Raw genomic sequence first — 17,242 nt, 5'->3', positions numbered from 1 at the left:
AGCATGAAACTCAAACTCGACGATGAAGGCCATGTAGTTGTTGTTGATGGCAAGCCTGTTTATGTGAACGACGACGGTAAAGAGATCGCATTCGATGCCCCTGGCACCGTTTCGACGATCAGCCGCCTGAACGCTGAAGCAAAGACCAACCGTGAGCGCGCCGAGGCTGCTGAAACAGGGCTGAAGGCCTTCGAGGGGATCACCGATCCAGCCGAAGCCAAGAAAGCGCTGGAAACGGTGAAGAACTTCGACGCCAAAAAGCTGGTGGATGCCGGCGAAGTCGAAAAGGTCCGCGCCGAAGCCATCAAGGCCGTTGAAGACAAGTACGCCCCGATCATTGCTGAGCGCGATTCGCTGAATGCCGCGCTGGTCACTGAAAAAGTCGGCGGCAGCTTCGACCGCTCCAAGTTCATCACCGACAAGCTGGCAATCCCCTCTGATCTGGTCCGCGCCCGCTTCGGCGAGCAGTTCAAGGTCGAGGACGGGAAGGTCGTTGCCTACGACAAGACCGGCAACAAGCTCTTCAGCCGCAGCAATCCAGGGGAAGTCGCCAATTTCGACGAAGCCCTGGAGCTCCTCGTCGACAGCTATCCCTACCGCGATCAAATCCTCAAAAGCTCGGGCGCCAGTGGCGGCGGGGCGACTGGCGGGAACGCGGCAGCGGGCGGCAAAAAATCAATCACCCGCGCCCAATTCGATGAACTCCCGCCTGCTAAGCAGATGGAGCATATGAAGTCGGGTGTCACGCTTACTGATTAAAGGAATCCATCCAAATGGCGAACACCCTCACCAGTCTGGCCCCCGACCTGTTCGAGTCGCTGGACATTGTTTCGCGCGAACTGGCCGGTTTCATCCCGTCCGTAACTCTCGATGCAACTGCCGAACGTGCCGCGCTCAACCAGGCGATCCGCATCCCGGTAACTCCTGCGCAGCCTGCTGAAAACGTCACCCCGGGCCAACTTCCTCCGGATGACGGCGACCAGGTCATCAGCAACCTGCCGTTCAGCATCACCAAGTCCCGCATGGTTCCATTCCGCTGGACTGGTGAAGAGCAGAAGGGCGTGAATACCGGCCCGGGTTACTCCAGCATCCGTCTGGATCAGGTTACCCAGGCCGTTCGCACCCTGGTCAACGAGATGGAAGTAGACCTCGGCAACCTGGCGTTCGCTGCGTCCCGCGCTTCCGGCACCCCAGGCACCACGCCATTTTCGACCAACCTCGGTGACACCGCCCAGGTTCGCAAGATCCTGGCGGACAACGGTGCGCCGATGAGCGACATGCAGTGCGTCATCGACACCACCTCCGGCGCATCGATGCGAACCCTGGCGCAACTGACCAAGGCAAACGAAGCTGGCACTGTCGCAGTGCGCGAGCAGGGCACCTTGATCGAGCTGCACGGCTTCAAGATCCGTGAGTCGGCCGGTGTTCAAACCCACACTCCTGGCACCGGTGCGAGCTACGTCACCAATGGTGCGTTGACTGTAGGCACCACCATCATCCCGGTGCAGACCGGTACCGGCACCGTTGTGGCGGGCGACGTGGTCACCATCGGCAACTTCAAGTACGTGGTCACCGCCGCACTCTCCGGTGGCAGCTTCACCATCGGTGCGCCCGGTCTGCGTGCAGCCGTCACCAGTGGCGCGACAGTCACCCTGGCGTCCGCGTTCACTGCCAACTTCGCGTTCTCTCGCTCCGCAATCGTGCTGGCTACCCGTGCGCCAGCATTGCCGGAAGAGGGCGATATGGCCGATGACCGTATGACCATCACCGATCCGCGCACTGGCATGACCTTCGAGTTTGCGATGTACAAGCAATACCGTCGTGTCCGCTACGAAGTGTCGGCGGCCTGGGGCTGCGCAAACATCAAGCCTGCCCACACCGCAATCATGCTGGGCTAATCGAGTCGGCCGCCGGGAGACTGGCGGCCAACCCTGGAGAAGAACATGGCGAAGAAACAAGACGGCACCGATGACGGTGCTGATACCACCATCGACACCGGCGCGGATAGCTCGGGTGAGTCGGTAAATGCTCCGGTTATCGCCTTCGTGAACATGCAGCGCGACCCGGACATCTATGACGCGCCGCACACCGCCCAGGTCCACCCGGACGAGGTGCAGAACTACTACCCCGGCGGCTGGGTTCCGGTGAAAGAGGCAGAGTAAATGCTAACCAATCAGCAATTGGCCGACGTCCGGCGCTTCATTGGCTACCCGATGCTCGGCGATGTCATTGCTGATGACACCCGAGACCTAGCATACGGCTGGGTTTCGCCGGGTGTTTGGCAGACCCTGTTTCACAGGCTGTCGACGCTTCGCCCTGAGGAAGAGGCGCAGGTTGTCACCTTCCTAGCCACGCTTTATGGGCTGGAGACTGCCGTCACTGGGTCGAGTGCAAACCTTGATACCGACCAGGCTGCAGTGTGGGTGCACAACAAGAACGAGGTTTCCGACCGCATGAGGCTTTACAAGCTCTGGCGCCGGGAACTGTGCTCATTCATCGGCATCGCGCCGGGCCCAAGCCTCGGCTCGGGTGGCAGTCGCATAGTCAGGGGCTGATATGGACGGCGCAACGCTCCAGGCCAAGATTTACAAAGGGTACGGGCAGGCAGCCCAGCGAATCGGTTTTCCTTACCAGCAATTCCGCGCTACCAGCGCCAATAACCCGCTGCTGACAACCGCTTTGCAGACGCTGCCTGCGTCGTTCACCACGAATTTCGCTTACAACGCACCGAACAAGTACGGGCAGGCTACCTGGCTTGGCCTGTTCGACGCGCGTACGACCGCTCCGGGCGACTATCTGGTCGGGCCCGGCGGGACGTTCTTCATCGCTGCAATGCAAGCCACTCTGCCGATTTACTGCGTGCAAGCCAACCGGGTTGTCTCGGTTCTGCGCGTCGGGATGGACAACGGCGTCGGCGCGGTCAGCTATGGCGGTGACACGCCGGGCACTGAAGTGCCGATCATGCAAGGCTGGCCAGCCAGCGTGCTCCAGGGCACGAAAGGTGAGGCCAACGAGGTCAAGCTCCCAGGTGATGTGCGAACGCCCTGGTGGGCGATCCTGATGCCAGCATGGCCTGGGGTGATCCTGCGCACCAGCGACATCATCCTCGACGAGCTGGGCCGTAAATACGTGGTCTCAAGCGCCGAACTTACCGATATGGGCTGGCGCATGACAGCCATGCAGACACAGGTGTGATATGGCCGGCCAATCAGACGTGATGAACAAGCTGGTCGGCATGATCGCCGCAGTGCTTTACCCGAACGGCACCGGTCAGCCGAGCATCGCCGGGCTTGGGATCAAGATTTACGAAGGCTGGCCCGTACCGAATGTGCTGGAGACCGATTTGAAGGCAGGGAAGGCGCATGTCAGCGTCTACCCGTCGGCTACCGAGCGGCAAACTACCCGGGAACTCGGCAGGGCCTGGGTACAGATCGTGCCGCCGGCGCACACCGTCGTCGCGACCGTTTCAGGCAACCAAATCACGCTGTCGGGCACCGTCAGCGCGCAAAACCTGCTCGCCAGCGTGAACGGCAGCAGCTACGTATACACGATGCAGGTCAGCGACACGCTCACGAGTGCCGCGACGGCGCTTTCTGCACTGATCCCTGGCGCTACCAGCTCCGGCCCGGTAATCACCATCAGCGGAGCGCACAGCGTGCTTGCCAGGGTTGGCGGTTTTGGCACCGCGATCAAGGAGACCAAGCGTCAGGAGAAGCAGTTCCAGATTTCCATCTGGGCACCGCGGCCCGATGCGCGCGATTCGGTCGTGAATGCCATCGACTCAGCCCTGTCCGACTCGACCAACCTGCCATTGCCCGATGGATCGAGCGGGATCATGCGCTACTCGCACTCGTTCCAGACCGACCAGTTGCAAAAGGCCGGCCTGTACCGGATCGACCTGTTCTACAAGATCGATTTCGCAACAACTCAGACAACGCAGGCCGCCGAAGTCATCGCGCCTGTGCTGAATATGACCAACGCCCAGACAGGGCAGCCAATCACAACCCTGAACCCCTGAGGCTCGTCATGTCCGATATCCCCGACACCGCACCAGCGGCGCCGGCGCCAACCCCTGTTGCCGCCGCCAGCCCCAAGTCGCCCTACACCCTCACCGTGAAGTTCGCCTTCGCTGACTACACCGTCGGCCAGTTGATCACTGATCCGGCCGAGGTAGCCGCCGTCCTGGCTGGCGAGAGCGCCGCGAACGTACTGAAACGAAGCGCCTAAAAGCCGCCAAACCACACACAAAGAAACCGCCCTAGAGGCGGTTTTTTCATTTGGAGGAAGCCATGCCCATCTATCCGGCAGGCAGCTTGAACACGGCGGCGCTTACGGCACCCGATCTCTACATTCAGATCGTTCCGCCAAAGACCCGCTACATCAACGGCGTACCGACTGACATCCTTGGCATTGTCGGCGTGGCGTCCTGGGGCGCGGTCAACAGCCCGATGCTGATCGGCGGCCCGGGCGACCTGGCGCAGAAGATCGGAGCGCAGCAGGTCCGCAAGTACGACCTGGCCACCGCCTGCGCCGTCTCGATCCAGATCGGGGCAAGCAACATCCGTGCTGTGCGGGTCACCGATGGCACTGACACCGCCGCCACCTCGACACTCAAGGACACTGCGGCCGCCACCGGCGCCACCCTGACCGCATATTACACAGGCACGCTGGGCAACTCGCTGACGGCGACACTCGGCACCGGCACGGCCAACTCTTCCTGGAAGCTGACAATCTCGCTCCCAGGCGTGTCGCCGGAGGTCTTCGACAACATCCCCGGCACCGGCCTGGCGCTCTGGCAGAACATCGTCGCCGCAGTGAACAACGGCCAGTCCGGTATTCGCGGTGCATCTCAGTTGGTGATCGCCACTGTCGGCGCTTCGTCGGTGGCTCCGGCGACCACGCAGACCATCACGTTCACCAGCGGCACCGACGGCGCCACGACCATTACCGACTCGGTTCTGGTCGGCGTTGACGGCATCACCGGTTCGACCCGCAAGGGCATGTATGCGCTGCGCGGCTCGAACGCCCAGGTCACGAACCTGATCGATGTGACCGACTCGACCCAATGGCCGACGATGCTGACCTACGGCCTGTCCGAAGGCTCGTATGTGGTCACCCAAGGTCCGGCCGGAGCGTCCTACGCCACCGTCTCGACCAGCCTGAACACCGCCGGCTGTGACAGCTACGCACTGAAGGTACTGGTTGGCGACTGGGGCTACTGGTTCGACCAGGTGAACAACCAGCAGCGCATGCTGGCCCCGGCCACGTTCTCGGCCGCGCGTATCGCCGCGCTGGCGCCGCACCAGTCCGCGCTGAACAAGCCCATCACCAACATGATCGGCACCCAGCGTACTGTCTCGCAGCAGCCGTACAGCGTCCCCGAGATTGGCGCCATCAACCAGGCGCGCCTGGACGTGATCACCAATCCTATCCCGGCTGGGAATGCCTTCGGTCATCGCTCCGGACTGAATACGTCCAGCAATCCGACTGTCAACGGCGACAACTACACCCGCATGACCAACTTCGTGTCGCTGACCCTGGCGGCATCGTTTGGCTATGTGGTCGGCAACCTGCAGGTCCCGGACCTGCGGCGTAGCACCAAGTCGACTATCGAGAGCTTCCTCGAGACGCTGCGCCTCCAAGGGATGATCGGCGACGTCAACGGCGGCCCGGCGTATTCGGTGCAGATCGATGCAACGAACAACCCTGACGCCCGCGTCTCGCTCGGCTACATGCAGGCCGACGTGCAGGTCAAATACCTCTCCGTCGTTCGCTACTTCCTGATCAATCTGGAAGCTGGCCAGTCCGTGACCATCACCGTATCCGCCACCCCTCGCGCCGCCTAAGCGCTGAACCCCATACCCAGCCCGGCCATGTGCCGGGTTTTTCATTTTGGAGAACGCCATGCAAGGTGGATACAACACAGGTAAGGACGTCGCCGTCGACATCAACGGCCCCAACGGCCCGATCCGCATCCCCAAGATCATGTCCTTCGACTGCAAGCCGAAGACCACCAGCCAGGAACTCACCCCGCTCAACGGCCAGACCGATGAGTTGCTGATCCCGAAAGGCTGGACCGGCACCATCGAGGCCGAGCGCGTCGATGGCACGCTGGATGACTGGTGGGCGCAGTTCGAAAGCGACTACTACAACGGCATCAACACCGCCGGCGGCACGATCACTGAAACGATCGGCAATCCCGATGGCAGCGTCAACGTCTATCGCCTGGCCAATGTAATCCTCAAGTTCGAGGACGCCGGCAAGAAGGAAGGCGACAAGACCATCAAGCAGTCGCTGTCGTTCACCGCGCGGCGACGCTACAAAGTTTCCTAATCCCGTTTTGCGCGGCAGCCCGGCAGGGCGCGGGACTCGTCACCCCGCATGCCGCGCACCTTTGACGACTCTTTGACCCGAGGATTCTCCCCATGGCAAAAGTTACTCTGACTAATTCTGCAGCTGATCCGGTGCATGTGGACCAGAAGCCGAAATTCACCTCGCTACAAGACGGGCTGGGTCGGACCATCCAGCTGCGCACCCTCGACCCGCTGCAAAAGTCGCGCGTCGTCATGGCGGTGGGCGCCGACAACGCCGCAAACAGCATCTACATGGGCGCCTTTGCCTTTCCGGCGGCATGCGTGGTCTACATCGATGACGTCGGCTTTGGCCTTCCGCAGAACCTCAAGCAGATTGACGCAGTGCTGGCCGAGCTCGGCGCCGAGGGCATGGATGCCATCGAGAAGCACATGCTCGCCGAATACGAAGTGACCAAGGCCAAGGCCGAGGCAGAAGAGGCTCAGAAGGTGCTCAGCGCCGAGCAGGCCGCCGCAAAAAACTAGCCACGGACCCCGACTTTCGCAGCCGCTGCTGGATTATGAAAGGCGGGGTTCCGTTCGCGCAGGTGTTCGAATTGCCCGGCCAATTGGCCGACTACGAGCGCATGGCCTTCTCGATTGTTCTGAGTGAATTCGAAGGCCATGAGTTCGACTGGTCCACCTGGCAGTTCAAGGAGAAGAAAAATGACTGAGTTTTCCAGTATGGGAGCTCTGGCGCTGCACCTGGCGGCAGCGGCCGCTACTGAAATCAAGTGCTTGGAGAAAGGCCTTGAGCAGTGCGGTAAGCATCTGGTCGAGACCATGCAGGGCGAGATTGGCCACTATCAGTCTGATATCGGCCAGTTCGCCGCCTGGGCGCCGCTGGCTGAGTCAACCGAAGCGGCCAAGGCAGCACATGGCTATCCAGCGGATTCGCCGCTGCTGGCCTCTGGCGAGATGCAGGGCAGCTTTTCGAGCGAGCGCCACGGACTTGAGGTGATCGCTGGCTCGAAAGACCCGAAAATGGTCTATCACGAGTTCGGCACCCTACACATGCCGCCGCGCGAAGTGGTTGGACCGGCGGTGCTGCGCAGTAAGGAGTACATACGTCGGCGGCTGGGGGCGGCAGCGGTCGAGGGTTTGATCGGCGGCGTGGCTATTCACCGCCTGCTCGGTTACGACAAGTTGCTTTAGCTTGGGAGGCGCCCAGGCCTAGCAGAAGCATCAAGAACGGTCTTTGTAGTGGTGTCGTATGTGCATTCATAAACGCTATCTTGGTAAGCGCCAAAACCATTTTGGTATTTGATTTTGTCACCTATGTAAATCACAACCCCTTTTTGCTCGTCTCCCCACCGCATATGGTCAAACTTCATATCAAGGGTCTTGTCTGTCCATTCTGAAGAGTATTTAGCCAGCCCTTCAACAGCCTTTTGGCATGGATAGCTGGCTTCCGCCAAATGCTTTTCAGCCCAGCAATTTAGATCCTTGCGGCAGGTGGCTTCAGCTGCTGCTTTTTGTTCGGCGATAACCTTCTTATCCTCATTGGTTGAAGGTTTTGAGTCGCTTGAGAAATAGCTGTAGACACCAAATGCTATAGCAGCAAACACTGATATGCCGATAAGAAATTCTTTCGGGCCCATAGCTGGGTTGCTAACTCCGCAGTGTGGACACGCCTTGGCATTGCTGGAAACATCCTTTTTACATTCCTTGCATTTTGTCATCGCCATGATTATTCATCCGAAAATTATTGAATAAGTGACAAGCAGAAATACGCACAGTGCGCCTCCGGCGAAGACCATGAGGACTGTGCTGCATGTAAAAACTAACAGGGCAGTTTGAATATCGATTCCAGGCTGTTTTTTCTTTTTAGGCAGCGGATTAGATCGCGCCTCTTTCGCGTCCATCCCATGAATTGAGCCGACGTCCTGGATTCGGCCATTTACCCACTGATACGTGCGCTGTTTGTGTGCCATGTGATCCAACACCACAAAAGGGAAGGCCATTATGGCATTCGAGGCGTATTCCGTCGCGGTCAAGCTGTCGCTGATAAACCACGTCAGTGCCGGACTGCTGATGATCTCCAAGGGGCTGCATAGCACCGGTCAGGATGCCGAGAAGCTGAACAAGCAGCTGGCTTCCATCGGCAAGCAGGCGGCGATTGGGGGCGCCATGTTCGGTGCCGGTCTGGCCATGGTCTCGCTTTTCAAAGCGCCCCTGGATGAAGCGAAGAAATTCCAGACCGAGATGGCCAAGTTCTCGCTGTATGGCATGTCGGACAAGGTCAATGCCGATGCCGAGAAGTTCGTCAAGAGCATGAACAGCATGGGCACCAGCATCACTGAGAACATGAAGCTATTTACCGAGGCGCAGGGCGTATTTCGGGAAAGCGGCATGGATGGCCTAGGCGCGCTCGAAGGCGCCAAGATAGCCGCCCCGGTGCTGTCGAAGATCGCCTATGCCACCTCCGGTCTCGACGGAGAGTCACAGGCGAAGATGAAAACCAGCGCCATGGCGATGATGCGCTATATCGAGGACTCCGGCGGCTTGAAGTCGGCGCAACGTTTCAACCAACTGGCCGATGCTGGCTGGAAAATGACGCAGACCTCAGGCGGTTCGGTGAACTGGGAGCAACTGCGTCAGTTCAAGGCGCGCGGTGGTATCGCGGCCATGAACATGAGCGATGACGCTGTGGCAATGCTGGAGCCGATCATCACCATGCTTAAGGGGCAGACTGCCGGTTTCTCGCTGCGAACCGCCTATAACCGCCTGAACGGGATTATCAAGATCCCCAACCAGGTAGCGCATGACTTGGTCAAAAATGGCATCTGGGACAATAAAAAGGTCATCTGGAACGACAACGGCGGGATCAAGGCGTTCAAGGGTAACCCGCTGAAAGATGCCGAGCTGTTCAGCCAGAACCCGACCGAGTTCTACGAAAAAATCATCATGCCGATGCACAAGCGTCAGGGCATCACCTCGGATTCGGCGATTGGTCAGGCCAACGCGATGATGTTCGGCTCGACCGGCGGCGCGATGTTCACCCTGATCGACAAGAACATCGAAAAGTTGCATCACTCGCTAGAAGCTCAGCATAAGGCGCTGGGAATTGATGCCTCGGTGGATAAGGTGTCAGGCACACTGGCCGGCAAACAGGTCGAGCTACATGCAAAATGGCGAGACCTGATGTTGACGCTGGGAAATATTGTGCTGCCACTGGCCATCAAGGCCATGGATAAGCTGATCCCGATGCTCAAGGACCTGAATGGCTGGATGGACAAAAACCAAGGCACGGTGAAAAAGCTTGCCTACGCCTTCCTCGGCCTTTCGGCCTTCTTGGTTGGCGGCGGACTAATCAACATGGTTATTGCCGCAGGGCGCGGTTTCTTCCTGCTCGGCAAGGTGCTGTGGTTCCTCAGTGGGCCGCTGATGACCAGGCTGTTGCCAATCATTGCGCGCTTCGGCACCTATCTGGTGATGTTTGTCATGGATGCGTTCGGCGCGGTCGGCATGTTCCTGCGCTCTGGCTTTCTGCGTGGGCTGATCATGGCGTTTCTTGCGCCGCTGCGCTTGCTTGGCAGTTTCTTTCTGCTGAACCCTATCGGCCTGGTCATCACCGCGATAATCGCGGTTGGCTGGCTGCTCTGGAACAACTGGGCGGAGATCAAGGTGGCGCTGTTCAAGTCCTGGGATGCGATTAAAGACGGGATTGTAAAGCTGTTCCATGGCGATATCGGCGGGGCGTTCAAGTCTTTCGCCTATGTGTTCCTGCTCGGCTGGCAGACCATCTTCAATACTCTGATTGCTGGGGCGAACAAGATCCTGCCGGCGAGCATGCAAATCTCCAAGACCAGCTTTGCCGATGACTACAAAAATCCTGGCGGTCTTGTTGCGCCGGTGCCGAAAAAGGATTTCAGCAAGGACCCGATAATTCTTCAGATGAACCTCGACAGCAAGAAAGTCGGGGAGATCCTGATCGATCGCATGGCCAAGGAGGCAGCCAAGCCGCAGACCGGAATCCAGGGCTTTGACCCTTCACGCAGCATGCTGATGCCGGGCACCCCGAGCGCGGCCTACCCAAGAGGTTGATCTATGAGCTTCACGAGCTTCCTGGACAACTTCGCGCCGGGCGGGGATCCCTTTGCCACTCGAATGATCCTGGGGGATTTCGAGTTCTCCGGGCTTGAGGTGCCAGAAGCGGCATCGCCCGGGGCCGGTAAGCAGCAGTTGGTCGTGCACAAGCTGGTCGGTGGGAAGCGGGTGATCGACGTCATGGGCGTTGATTACGACAATATCCGCTGGTCTGGCTGGATTCTCGGGGCCACGGCCGGCGAGCGGGTGGCTGATCTCGAGCGGATGCGCGACGAGGGCCAGATCCTCACGTTCAGCATGGATGCCTACTACTTCAGCGTGGTGATCCAGTCGTTCGAGGCCTCCTTTGAGCACCTTTACCGCCGAAAATACAGCATCGAGCTGGTGGTGAAGGAGCGCCTGGATGCGCCGGTGAAGCCGAATGCGCTCTCCGGCGCGCTGGATTCGCTGATCAACAGCGACCTGGGCAAGTCCCTGGGCCTGGCCAACACCATCAACAATCCGTCCATAACCAGTGCAATCGCCAACATACAGTCAGCGGTCGCCCAGGTGCAGGGCTTCGCCAACGCGACCGTCGACACCATTCAGTCGGTGATTCGCCCGATCGTGGCAGCGCAGCAACTGGCGCAGGCGGTGATCGCCCAAGTCGGGGCTTCGGTGAACGACATCACGACCCTGGGCGGGCTGGTGCCGGGTAATCCGGTGGCCAACGCCGCGCGCAACCTGACGCGGCAGGCGACGGCTATCACCCAGCTTGCGCCGCTGTACCAGATGCAGAGCGTGCTCGGGCGGCTCCAGAAGAACGTCCTGGCCGGTCCGCTGGCAAACGGCACCGCCAGCATCACCACGGGCAACACCAGCCTCCAGCGAGTCTCGGCGGACGCCTACGGCGATCAGTCGAGATGGACCGAGATCGCCGCGGCAAACAGCATCGTCGACCCTCAACTCAACAACATCCAGACCATCAAAATACCAGTAGGCCAATAAATGGATCTGAATACCGCCGAGATCGCTCAGGAGGTCCGGCAGGTAGTCGGCCGCCTGACCCTAAATGGCGTCGAGGTCCCATTTGTTTCCTGTGACATCGATTCGAACGCCTTCTATTCGGCTGACACCTTCTCGGTGGTGTTCGCCTTGGGCGTAATGCCGGTGGACACCGGTACGTTGGCCTGGTGGAGCTCGCAGACCTCAATCGAAGTGTCGATATCGGTCGGCCTGCTCGGGCAGGGAGTGGATGACTGGCGCACGCTGATTGTCGGCTTAGTTGACAAGTGGACCTTCCGGCCGGCGAAGTTCGAGGTGAGCGTCGAGGGCCGGGACTACACCAGTAAATTCATCGACGTGAAGACCAACGAGAAGTTCGCGAACATGACCACCTCCCAGGTGGCCATTCTCCTGGCGAATCGCCGCGGGCTGACGCCGGTTGTCACGCCCACCACGACCAGCGTGGGCTGGATCACGAAGTGGGACCACGTTCACGCGACGGATGAGCGCACCGAGTGGGATCTGCTGGCCTATTTCGCCGGCCTCGACGGCTTCCAGGTCTACGTGACCGGCACAGAGCTGCACTACGAGCCCGCGCTTGATCCTGCGACCACGGACCAATACCTGATTCGCTGGGTACCGAATGGCTTGCTCGCATACCCGCAGTGCAACACCTCTGAGGACATCACTTTCGAGCGCGACCTGACCCTGGCCAAGGGCGTGACCGTGCAGGTTTCGTCGTGGAAGGACAAAAAAATCTACGTCTCGTCCTACCCGAACAACACCGCTAAGGGCATATCGCCCGGGCAGTCGACGTCGAAGCGCCAGGTCTACGAGATCAAGCGCAACGGCCTGGACAAGCAGGGCACGCAGAAGCTGGCCGAGCAGATCCATAAGCAGATCACTTCCCACGAGATGCGTATGTCCTGCTCTTTGCCTGGCGACAACATCTTGCTGCCGAACGTCATCGTCCGGGTTGAGGGGACGAGCTCGGTCTTTGATCAGCTGTATTACGTCGACACCGTGCGGCGATCTCTCAGCTACGAATCGGGCTACACGATGAGCCTCACGGCAAAAAACCATAATCCGAACAGCCTGCAGGTGACGCCATGATCGGCACGCTGATGAATTCCATGCGCCAGCACGGCGGAACTGACAATACGGGGCCCAGGGTTGGCGTTATTTCTGGGTATGACCCCGCGAACGGCTGCGTCAAAGTCGATCTCCAGCCGGACGGCCGCGAGACAAACTGGATTCAGCTCGATAGCCCAGGCGTCGGCAATGGCTGGGGTGTCCAGATCGGGCCGCAGATCGGCGACGAGGTGACGGTCTCCTTCGAGTCGGGTGACCCGAACCTCGGCAAAGTCGTGGCCAGGCACACAAACATGCAGGACCGACCCTTGCCGGTGCCATCCGGCGAAATCTGGATGGTTCATCAATCTGGCTCGCTGCTCAAGTTCCACAATGACGGCACGGTGGAGATCAAGGCGGCTGGCGGCATGGCCTACACAGCAACCGTGCACCAGTTTCATGGCCCGATAACCACTGACAGCAACATTACGACTGCTGGCGACGTAGTGGCTGGTACGGTCAGCCTGGAAAGCCACCTCCATAACGGGGGCACCATCAGCGGCAAGACAACGGCGCCCATCCCATGAAAGATCTGAACCACTACGTCGGCGGCGATCTGTCGTCCTCTCCGACTGGCGATCTATCGACCGTAGAAGGGTTGGATCGCGGAAAACAGCGCGTGCTGCGCCGGCTGATTACCAATCCGGGCGATTACCTGTTCCACCCTGACTACGGTGCTGGCCTTGGCCGCTACGTCGGTGCGCTCATGAACGTCCCGGAAACAATCTCCCTCATCCGCAGCCAAATTCTTCTCGAGGACTGTGTTTCGAGAAGCCCGAAACCTGTGATTTCTGTCTTGCCGAGCAATGACACGCTCGCTGTCAACATCAGCTACACCGATTCTCCTACGGGCGAGCCGGTGACGCTCTCATTCGAGGTTTCTCGCTGATGGCATCGCTCAACATCAAAGATTTCACCACGCTGGTGCGCGACCAGGTGGTGGCAATCCAGGGCCGCGCAGCCGGGCTCGTGGACTTCACGATCGGCTCGCTGCTGCTCGCTATTGCCGAGAGCAATGCGAGTGTGCTCCAGTGGCTCCAGCAGCTGATTGTCACGCTACTGATCAACACCAGGGCCTCTACGTGCTCCGGGCCAGACCTCGACAGTTGGATGGCGGATTTTGGCTTCTACCGGCTTTCTGCAAGCTTCGCCGCCGGCAGTGTCACTTACTCGCGCTTCACGCCGACCAACTCAGCGCTGATTCCGATAGGCGCCCTGGTTGGCTCGACCGACGGTTCCCAGCAGTACGCTGTGACGATCGACACGACCAATGCGCTGTACAACGCAACGCTGGGCGGCTATCTGATCCCGGCCGGGACCGCATCGGCGACAGTTCCAGTGGTTGCCAGTACCGCCGGCTCCGCCGGAAATGCTCTGCCTGGAACAGTCACGGTGATCGTTGGCAGCATCAGCGGCATCGATACCGTGACCAACGCGCTGGTTTTTGCTGGCGGTGTTGATCAGGAGCTAGACCCCGCTTTCCGCGTGCGCTTTGTGCTCTGGGTGCAGTCGCTCTCGAAGGGCACCAAGGCCGCGATCGGGTACGCACTGGCCAGCATGCAGGCCGGGGTCGCATACACGCTGACAGAGAACCAGGACTACAGCGGCAATACGTCCTATGGCTACTTCTACGCAGTGGTTGACGACGGTACCGGGGCGCCATCCGGGACATTCCTGGCGAATGCCGCAGCAGCCATTGAGGCAACCAGGGGCTTTACCACGCGATACGGGGTGTTCGGTCCCTCATTGGTCACCGCCAACCCCGGAATGACCATCACGACCGACTCCACGGTGACGCATAGCGTTGTAGTGGCTCAGGTTGTGACCGCTATTCAGGCCTACATCTCTGCACTGAAGCTCGGCCAGATTCTCCCGTATACGCAACTCGCGACGATCGCTTACGCGGTCAGTCCCGCCATCACCAACGTATCGGCCGTGCTGCTCAATGGCGGTACGGCGGATCTGGCGGCAACCAATAAGCAGGTCATCCGACCCGGCACAATCACGGTGGCTTAAATGGCGACGGGCGACCAAAGCGACATGTTCGGGCGGCTCAAGAGCCTATTGCCGACCGGATGGTTCGGCGACAACAACCCGATTCGCGATGCGGCCCTTTGGGGCTGCGCCGAGGTGCTTTCCTGGGGCTACACCCTCTATCTCTATGCTGTGGCTCAGACGCGGATCAAAACCGCTTCCGACGGCTGGCTCGACATGATCGGTCTGGATTTCTTCGGCAACAACCTGATCCGTTACTCGGCTCAGCTCGACCCGAGTTATCGCAACCGCATTCTGATCAACATCTTCAGAGAGCGCACCACGCGCCACGGTATGGATCAGGTGCTGTTCGATCTAACCGGGCGCCACCCGCTGATTATCGAGCCAGCAAGGCCCGCTGACTGCGGATGCCTGGGGCTGACGCTGGGCCTTGGCGTTGCAGGCCCACTCGGCTCGACCAGCAGTCCCTACCAGGCTTTTGTCACTGCATATCGGCCGGCAGGCAATGGCGCGGCCAACTGGCCAGGCATTGCCACCAACTGGTTCGGGCTCGGCCAAACCAGCGGTCTTGTGCCGTCTACCCAGCTTTCTCCGCAGGTCTCGGACGCCGACATTGTCGCGGCTATCGAAGCCACGAAAATGTTCGGCTCCACGATCTGGTACCGAATTACCAACTGAACCACTCACATTTCATCAAAGCCCGCCAAGTGCGGGTTTTTATTGGGGAATCCATGGACAGACAAATCGTTTACCCGGGCCAAATCCTGCCGGAAACCAGCCTGCTCCAGATGGCCAAAGACGCGATGATTGGTTCTGCCAAGCTCGCTGCCGCAGTACTTGGCACCAGCACTATCGCCAACGGTTTCGCGGTCACGCCAACGGGGCCGGCCTCTTTGCAAGTGGTCTGCGCGCCCGGCGAGATTTATAGCCTGACGAATATTGATGCCCTGGCGTTCTCGACGCTCCTGGCCGACACCACGCACTCGATCATGAAGCAGGGCATCCTACTTGATGCGGTCACACTGACCTGTGCTGCGCCAACCACCACCGGCCAATCGATCAACTATCTGGTGCAGGCGACCTACCAGGATGTTGACTCAGCTCCTGTCCTGCTGCCGTATTACAACAGCGCAAACCCGAGCCTTCCGTTCAGTGGCATGGGTAACAACGGCCTGACCCAGAACACCTCTCGGAAGGGCGCCGCAGTCGTTGTAGTAAAAGCAGGCGTCTCGGCGGCCACGGGCAGCCAGACCACTCCGGCTCCCGATGCGGGCTATGTCGGCCTGTACGTGGTGACCGTTGCCTACGGCCAGACCACCATCACGTCTACCAGCATTGCGCAGTACGCCTCGGCACCGCTTATGCCATCTGGGGTTTTGCAGTCGATCCAAAGCGGGAACATGTCGTTTGCTATCGACACAGGGACCGCCGGCGCTTATGTCGGGGCTTTCTCTCCGGCGTTCACCGCGAGGACCGAAGGTCAGATCATTCGGCTCAAGGCGAAAACCGCAAACTCAGGTGCTTCGACCATCAATGATGGCGTCGGCACTGTGGCTCTGGTGGGTGGCGCGCATTCAGCCCTGCAGGGTGGCGAGATCATTGCCAATGGCGACATGTGGGCTCAATGGAATAGCTCGGTCGGTACTGGCTCGTACATCCTCCTGCTCTGCACTGGAGCGCCCGAACAGGTGGCCAACGCCACTCAAAGTCAGCACGCAGTCAACGCCGGCCAGCTCCAAACCGGCGCTCTGGCGTTCGCCACCGATACCGGCACTGCAAACACCTACGTCTGCGCCTTCTCGCCGACGATCACTGCGCGCGCCGAGGGCCAGGTACTGCGCTTCAAGGTCAAGACGACCAACACGGGGGCGAGCACGATCAACGACGGTGTTGGGGTTGTCGCGCTAGTCGGCGGCGCGCACGCGGCGCTACAAGGCGGCGAGTTGGTAGCCAATGGTGACGCGTGGGTGCAGTGGAACACGTCGGTAGGCGGTGGTTCGTACATCCTGCTGTTCTGCACGGGGGCGGCTGAGCAGGTAGCCAACGCGACTCAGAGCCAGCAAGCCGTTGCGATGGGGCAGTTGTTTGGCGGTTTGAAAGGCATATCTCGAATTTCCACCAGCGGAAGCTTTACCGTCCCAGCTGGAGTCACAACTATCTACGTTTCCGGTTGTGGAGGCGGTGGTGGTGGCGGTGGTGGTGGTGGCAGTAGTTCGGGTGCTCCCACTAGTGGCGCGGGCGGTGGCGGTGGCGGCGGTGGTCAACAAATTTTCCGCGTGCCATATACCGTTACTCCGGGTCAGGTCATTGCTATCACGACGGGTACAGCAGGCACAGCTGGCGCGGGCGGTTATGGGGCGGCTTCAGGTGGGGCCGGTGCAGCTGGGGGCGCAACAACAATAGGCAGCCTGGTTACGCTCAACGGTGGCTCAGCAGGGCTTGGGGGCGCCAGCGGTGGTGCCGGAGGTTCGGGTGGTGCCGGATACCCGGGCGGGAGTGATGGCGGCGACTGCACGAACAATCAATGCACCGGAATCGGAGGGATGGGTGGTTCAAGCTCATTCGGCGGTGGTGGTGGCGGTGGCCGAGCAGGTTCAGGCGGTGGCGCAGTTGCAAAAGCCGCGGCTGGTTATGGTGGAGGCGGTGGTGGAGGCGGTGGCTCATATGGGGCAACCGCTGCTGGCGGAAATGGCGCTGCCGGTACCGGCGGCCTTGTAATCATTGAGTGGTGA

20 protein-coding genes are annotated in these 17,242 nt (G+C 60.0%); 19 read left to right on the top strand and 1 reads right to left on the bottom strand.

What is annotated here, in order from left to right:
- Positions 1 to 3 precede the first annotated feature (3 nt).
- The 11 genes from M5C71_RS26335 (at position 4) to M5C71_RS26285 (ending at position 7,505) form a co-directional block, all read left to right on the top strand.
- Complete coding sequence (locus M5C71_RS26335; RefSeq protein ID WP_248769071.1) at positions 4 to 759, top strand: DUF6651 domain-containing protein; 756 nt, start codon at positions 4 to 6, stop codon at positions 757 to 759.
- 14 nt (positions 760 to 773) lie between these two features.
- Entirely contained in the window at positions 774 to 1,898 is a 1,125-nt protein-coding gene (locus tag M5C71_RS26330) for a P22 phage major capsid protein family protein (protein ID WP_248769070.1), read from the top strand.
- Between the two features lie 45 nt (positions 1,899 to 1,943).
- Positions 1,944 to 2,162 (top strand): hypothetical protein, encoded by a 219-nt coding sequence (locus M5C71_RS26325; RefSeq protein WP_248769069.1) that lies wholly within the window; start codon positions 1,944 to 1,946, stop codon positions 2,160 to 2,162.
- Positions 2,163 to 2,555 (top strand): hypothetical protein, encoded by a 393-nt coding sequence (locus M5C71_RS26320; RefSeq protein ID WP_248769068.1) that lies wholly within the window; start codon positions 2,163 to 2,165, stop codon positions 2,553 to 2,555. It begins immediately after the preceding gene.
- 1 nt (position 2,556) lies between these two features.
- Positions 2,557 to 3,195, top strand: a complete 639-nt coding sequence (locus tag M5C71_RS26315) for a hypothetical protein (protein ID WP_248769067.1) — start codon at positions 2,557 to 2,559, stop codon at positions 3,193 to 3,195.
- A gap of 1 nt (position 3,196) precedes the next feature.
- Positions 3,197 to 4,018 carry a hypothetical protein gene (locus tag M5C71_RS26310; protein ID WP_248769066.1) on the top strand — a complete coding sequence of 274 codons (822 nt, stop codon included), beginning with the start codon at positions 3,197 to 3,199 and terminating at the stop codon, positions 4,016 to 4,018.
- Between the two features lie 8 nt (positions 4,019 to 4,026).
- Positions 4,027 to 4,227 (top strand): hypothetical protein, encoded by a 201-nt coding sequence (locus M5C71_RS26305; protein ID WP_248769065.1) that lies wholly within the window; start codon positions 4,027 to 4,029, stop codon positions 4,225 to 4,227.
- Between the two features lie 191 nt (positions 4,228 to 4,418).
- Positions 4,419 to 5,846, top strand: coding sequence for a phage tail protein (locus M5C71_RS26300; protein ID WP_248769064.1), 1,428 nt, complete (start codon positions 4,419 to 4,421; stop codon positions 5,844 to 5,846).
- Between the two features lie 58 nt (positions 5,847 to 5,904).
- Positions 5,905 to 6,333, top strand: a complete 429-nt coding sequence (locus tag M5C71_RS26295) for a hypothetical protein (protein WP_248769063.1) — start codon at positions 5,905 to 5,907, stop codon at positions 6,331 to 6,333.
- A 92-nt stretch (positions 6,334 to 6,425) separates the two neighbouring features.
- Entirely contained in the window at positions 6,426 to 6,836 is a 411-nt protein-coding gene (locus M5C71_RS26290; protein WP_248769062.1) for a hypothetical protein, read from the top strand.
- Positions 6,837 to 7,016: 180 nt separating this feature from the next.
- Complete coding sequence (locus M5C71_RS26285) at positions 7,017 to 7,505, top strand: hypothetical protein (RefSeq protein ID WP_248769061.1); 489 nt, start codon at positions 7,017 to 7,019, stop codon at positions 7,503 to 7,505.
- Here M5C71_RS26285 and M5C71_RS26280 read toward each other — a convergent pair.
- Entirely contained in the window at positions 7,502 to 8,038 is a 537-nt protein-coding gene (locus M5C71_RS26280) for a hypothetical protein (protein ID WP_248769060.1), read from the bottom strand. The genes M5C71_RS26285 and M5C71_RS26280 overlap by 4 nt on opposite strands.
- A gap of 277 nt (positions 8,039 to 8,315) precedes the next feature.
- Here M5C71_RS26280 and M5C71_RS26275 point away from each other — a divergent pair, with 277 nt between their 5' ends.
- Genes M5C71_RS26275 through M5C71_RS26240 form a run of 8 tightly spaced genes read left to right on the top strand, consistent with a single transcriptional unit; the run spans position 8,316 to position 17,242 of the window.
- Entirely contained in the window at positions 8,316 to 10,397 is a 2,082-nt protein-coding gene (locus tag M5C71_RS26275; protein WP_248769059.1) for a hypothetical protein, read from the top strand.
- 3 nt (positions 10,398 to 10,400) lie between these two features.
- Entirely contained in the window at positions 10,401 to 11,387 is a 987-nt protein-coding gene (locus M5C71_RS26270; protein WP_248769058.1) for a hypothetical protein, read from the top strand.
- Positions 11,388 to 12,497, top strand: coding sequence for a rhs element Vgr protein (locus M5C71_RS26265; RefSeq protein ID WP_248769057.1), 1,110 nt, complete (start codon positions 11,388 to 11,390; stop codon positions 12,495 to 12,497). It begins immediately after the preceding gene.
- Complete coding sequence (locus M5C71_RS26260; protein ID WP_248769056.1) at positions 12,494 to 13,042, top strand: phage baseplate assembly protein V; 549 nt, start codon at positions 12,494 to 12,496, stop codon at positions 13,040 to 13,042. Before M5C71_RS26265 ends, M5C71_RS26260 begins: the two co-directional genes overlap by 4 nt.
- Entirely contained in the window at positions 13,039 to 13,404 is a 366-nt protein-coding gene (locus M5C71_RS26255; RefSeq protein WP_248769055.1) for a phage tail protein, read from the top strand. The genes M5C71_RS26260 and M5C71_RS26255 overlap by 4 nt, the downstream gene beginning before the upstream one ends.
- The gene (locus M5C71_RS26250; protein WP_248769054.1) at positions 13,404 to 14,531 is read left to right on the top strand and encodes a baseplate J/gp47 family protein; all 1,128 of its coding nucleotides are present in this window, start codon (positions 13,404 to 13,406) and stop codon (positions 14,529 to 14,531) included. The genes M5C71_RS26255 and M5C71_RS26250 overlap by 1 nt, the downstream gene beginning before the upstream one ends.
- Complete coding sequence (locus M5C71_RS26245) at positions 14,532 to 15,188, top strand: hypothetical protein (protein WP_248769053.1); 657 nt, start codon at positions 14,532 to 14,534, stop codon at positions 15,186 to 15,188. It abuts the gene before it with no gap.
- 53 nt (positions 15,189 to 15,241) lie between these two features.
- The gene (locus tag M5C71_RS26240; protein WP_248769190.1) at positions 15,242 to 17,242 is read left to right on the top strand and encodes a hypothetical protein; all 2,001 of its coding nucleotides are present in this window, start codon (positions 15,242 to 15,244) and stop codon (positions 17,240 to 17,242) included.

The organism is Pseudomonas sp. MWU12-2345 (assembly GCF_023242385.1).
GTDB lineage: Bacteria > Pseudomonadota > Gammaproteobacteria > Pseudomonadales > Pseudomonadaceae > Aquipseudomonas > Aquipseudomonas gingeri_D.
This window is presented reverse-complemented; position numbering and strand designations above follow the sequence as displayed.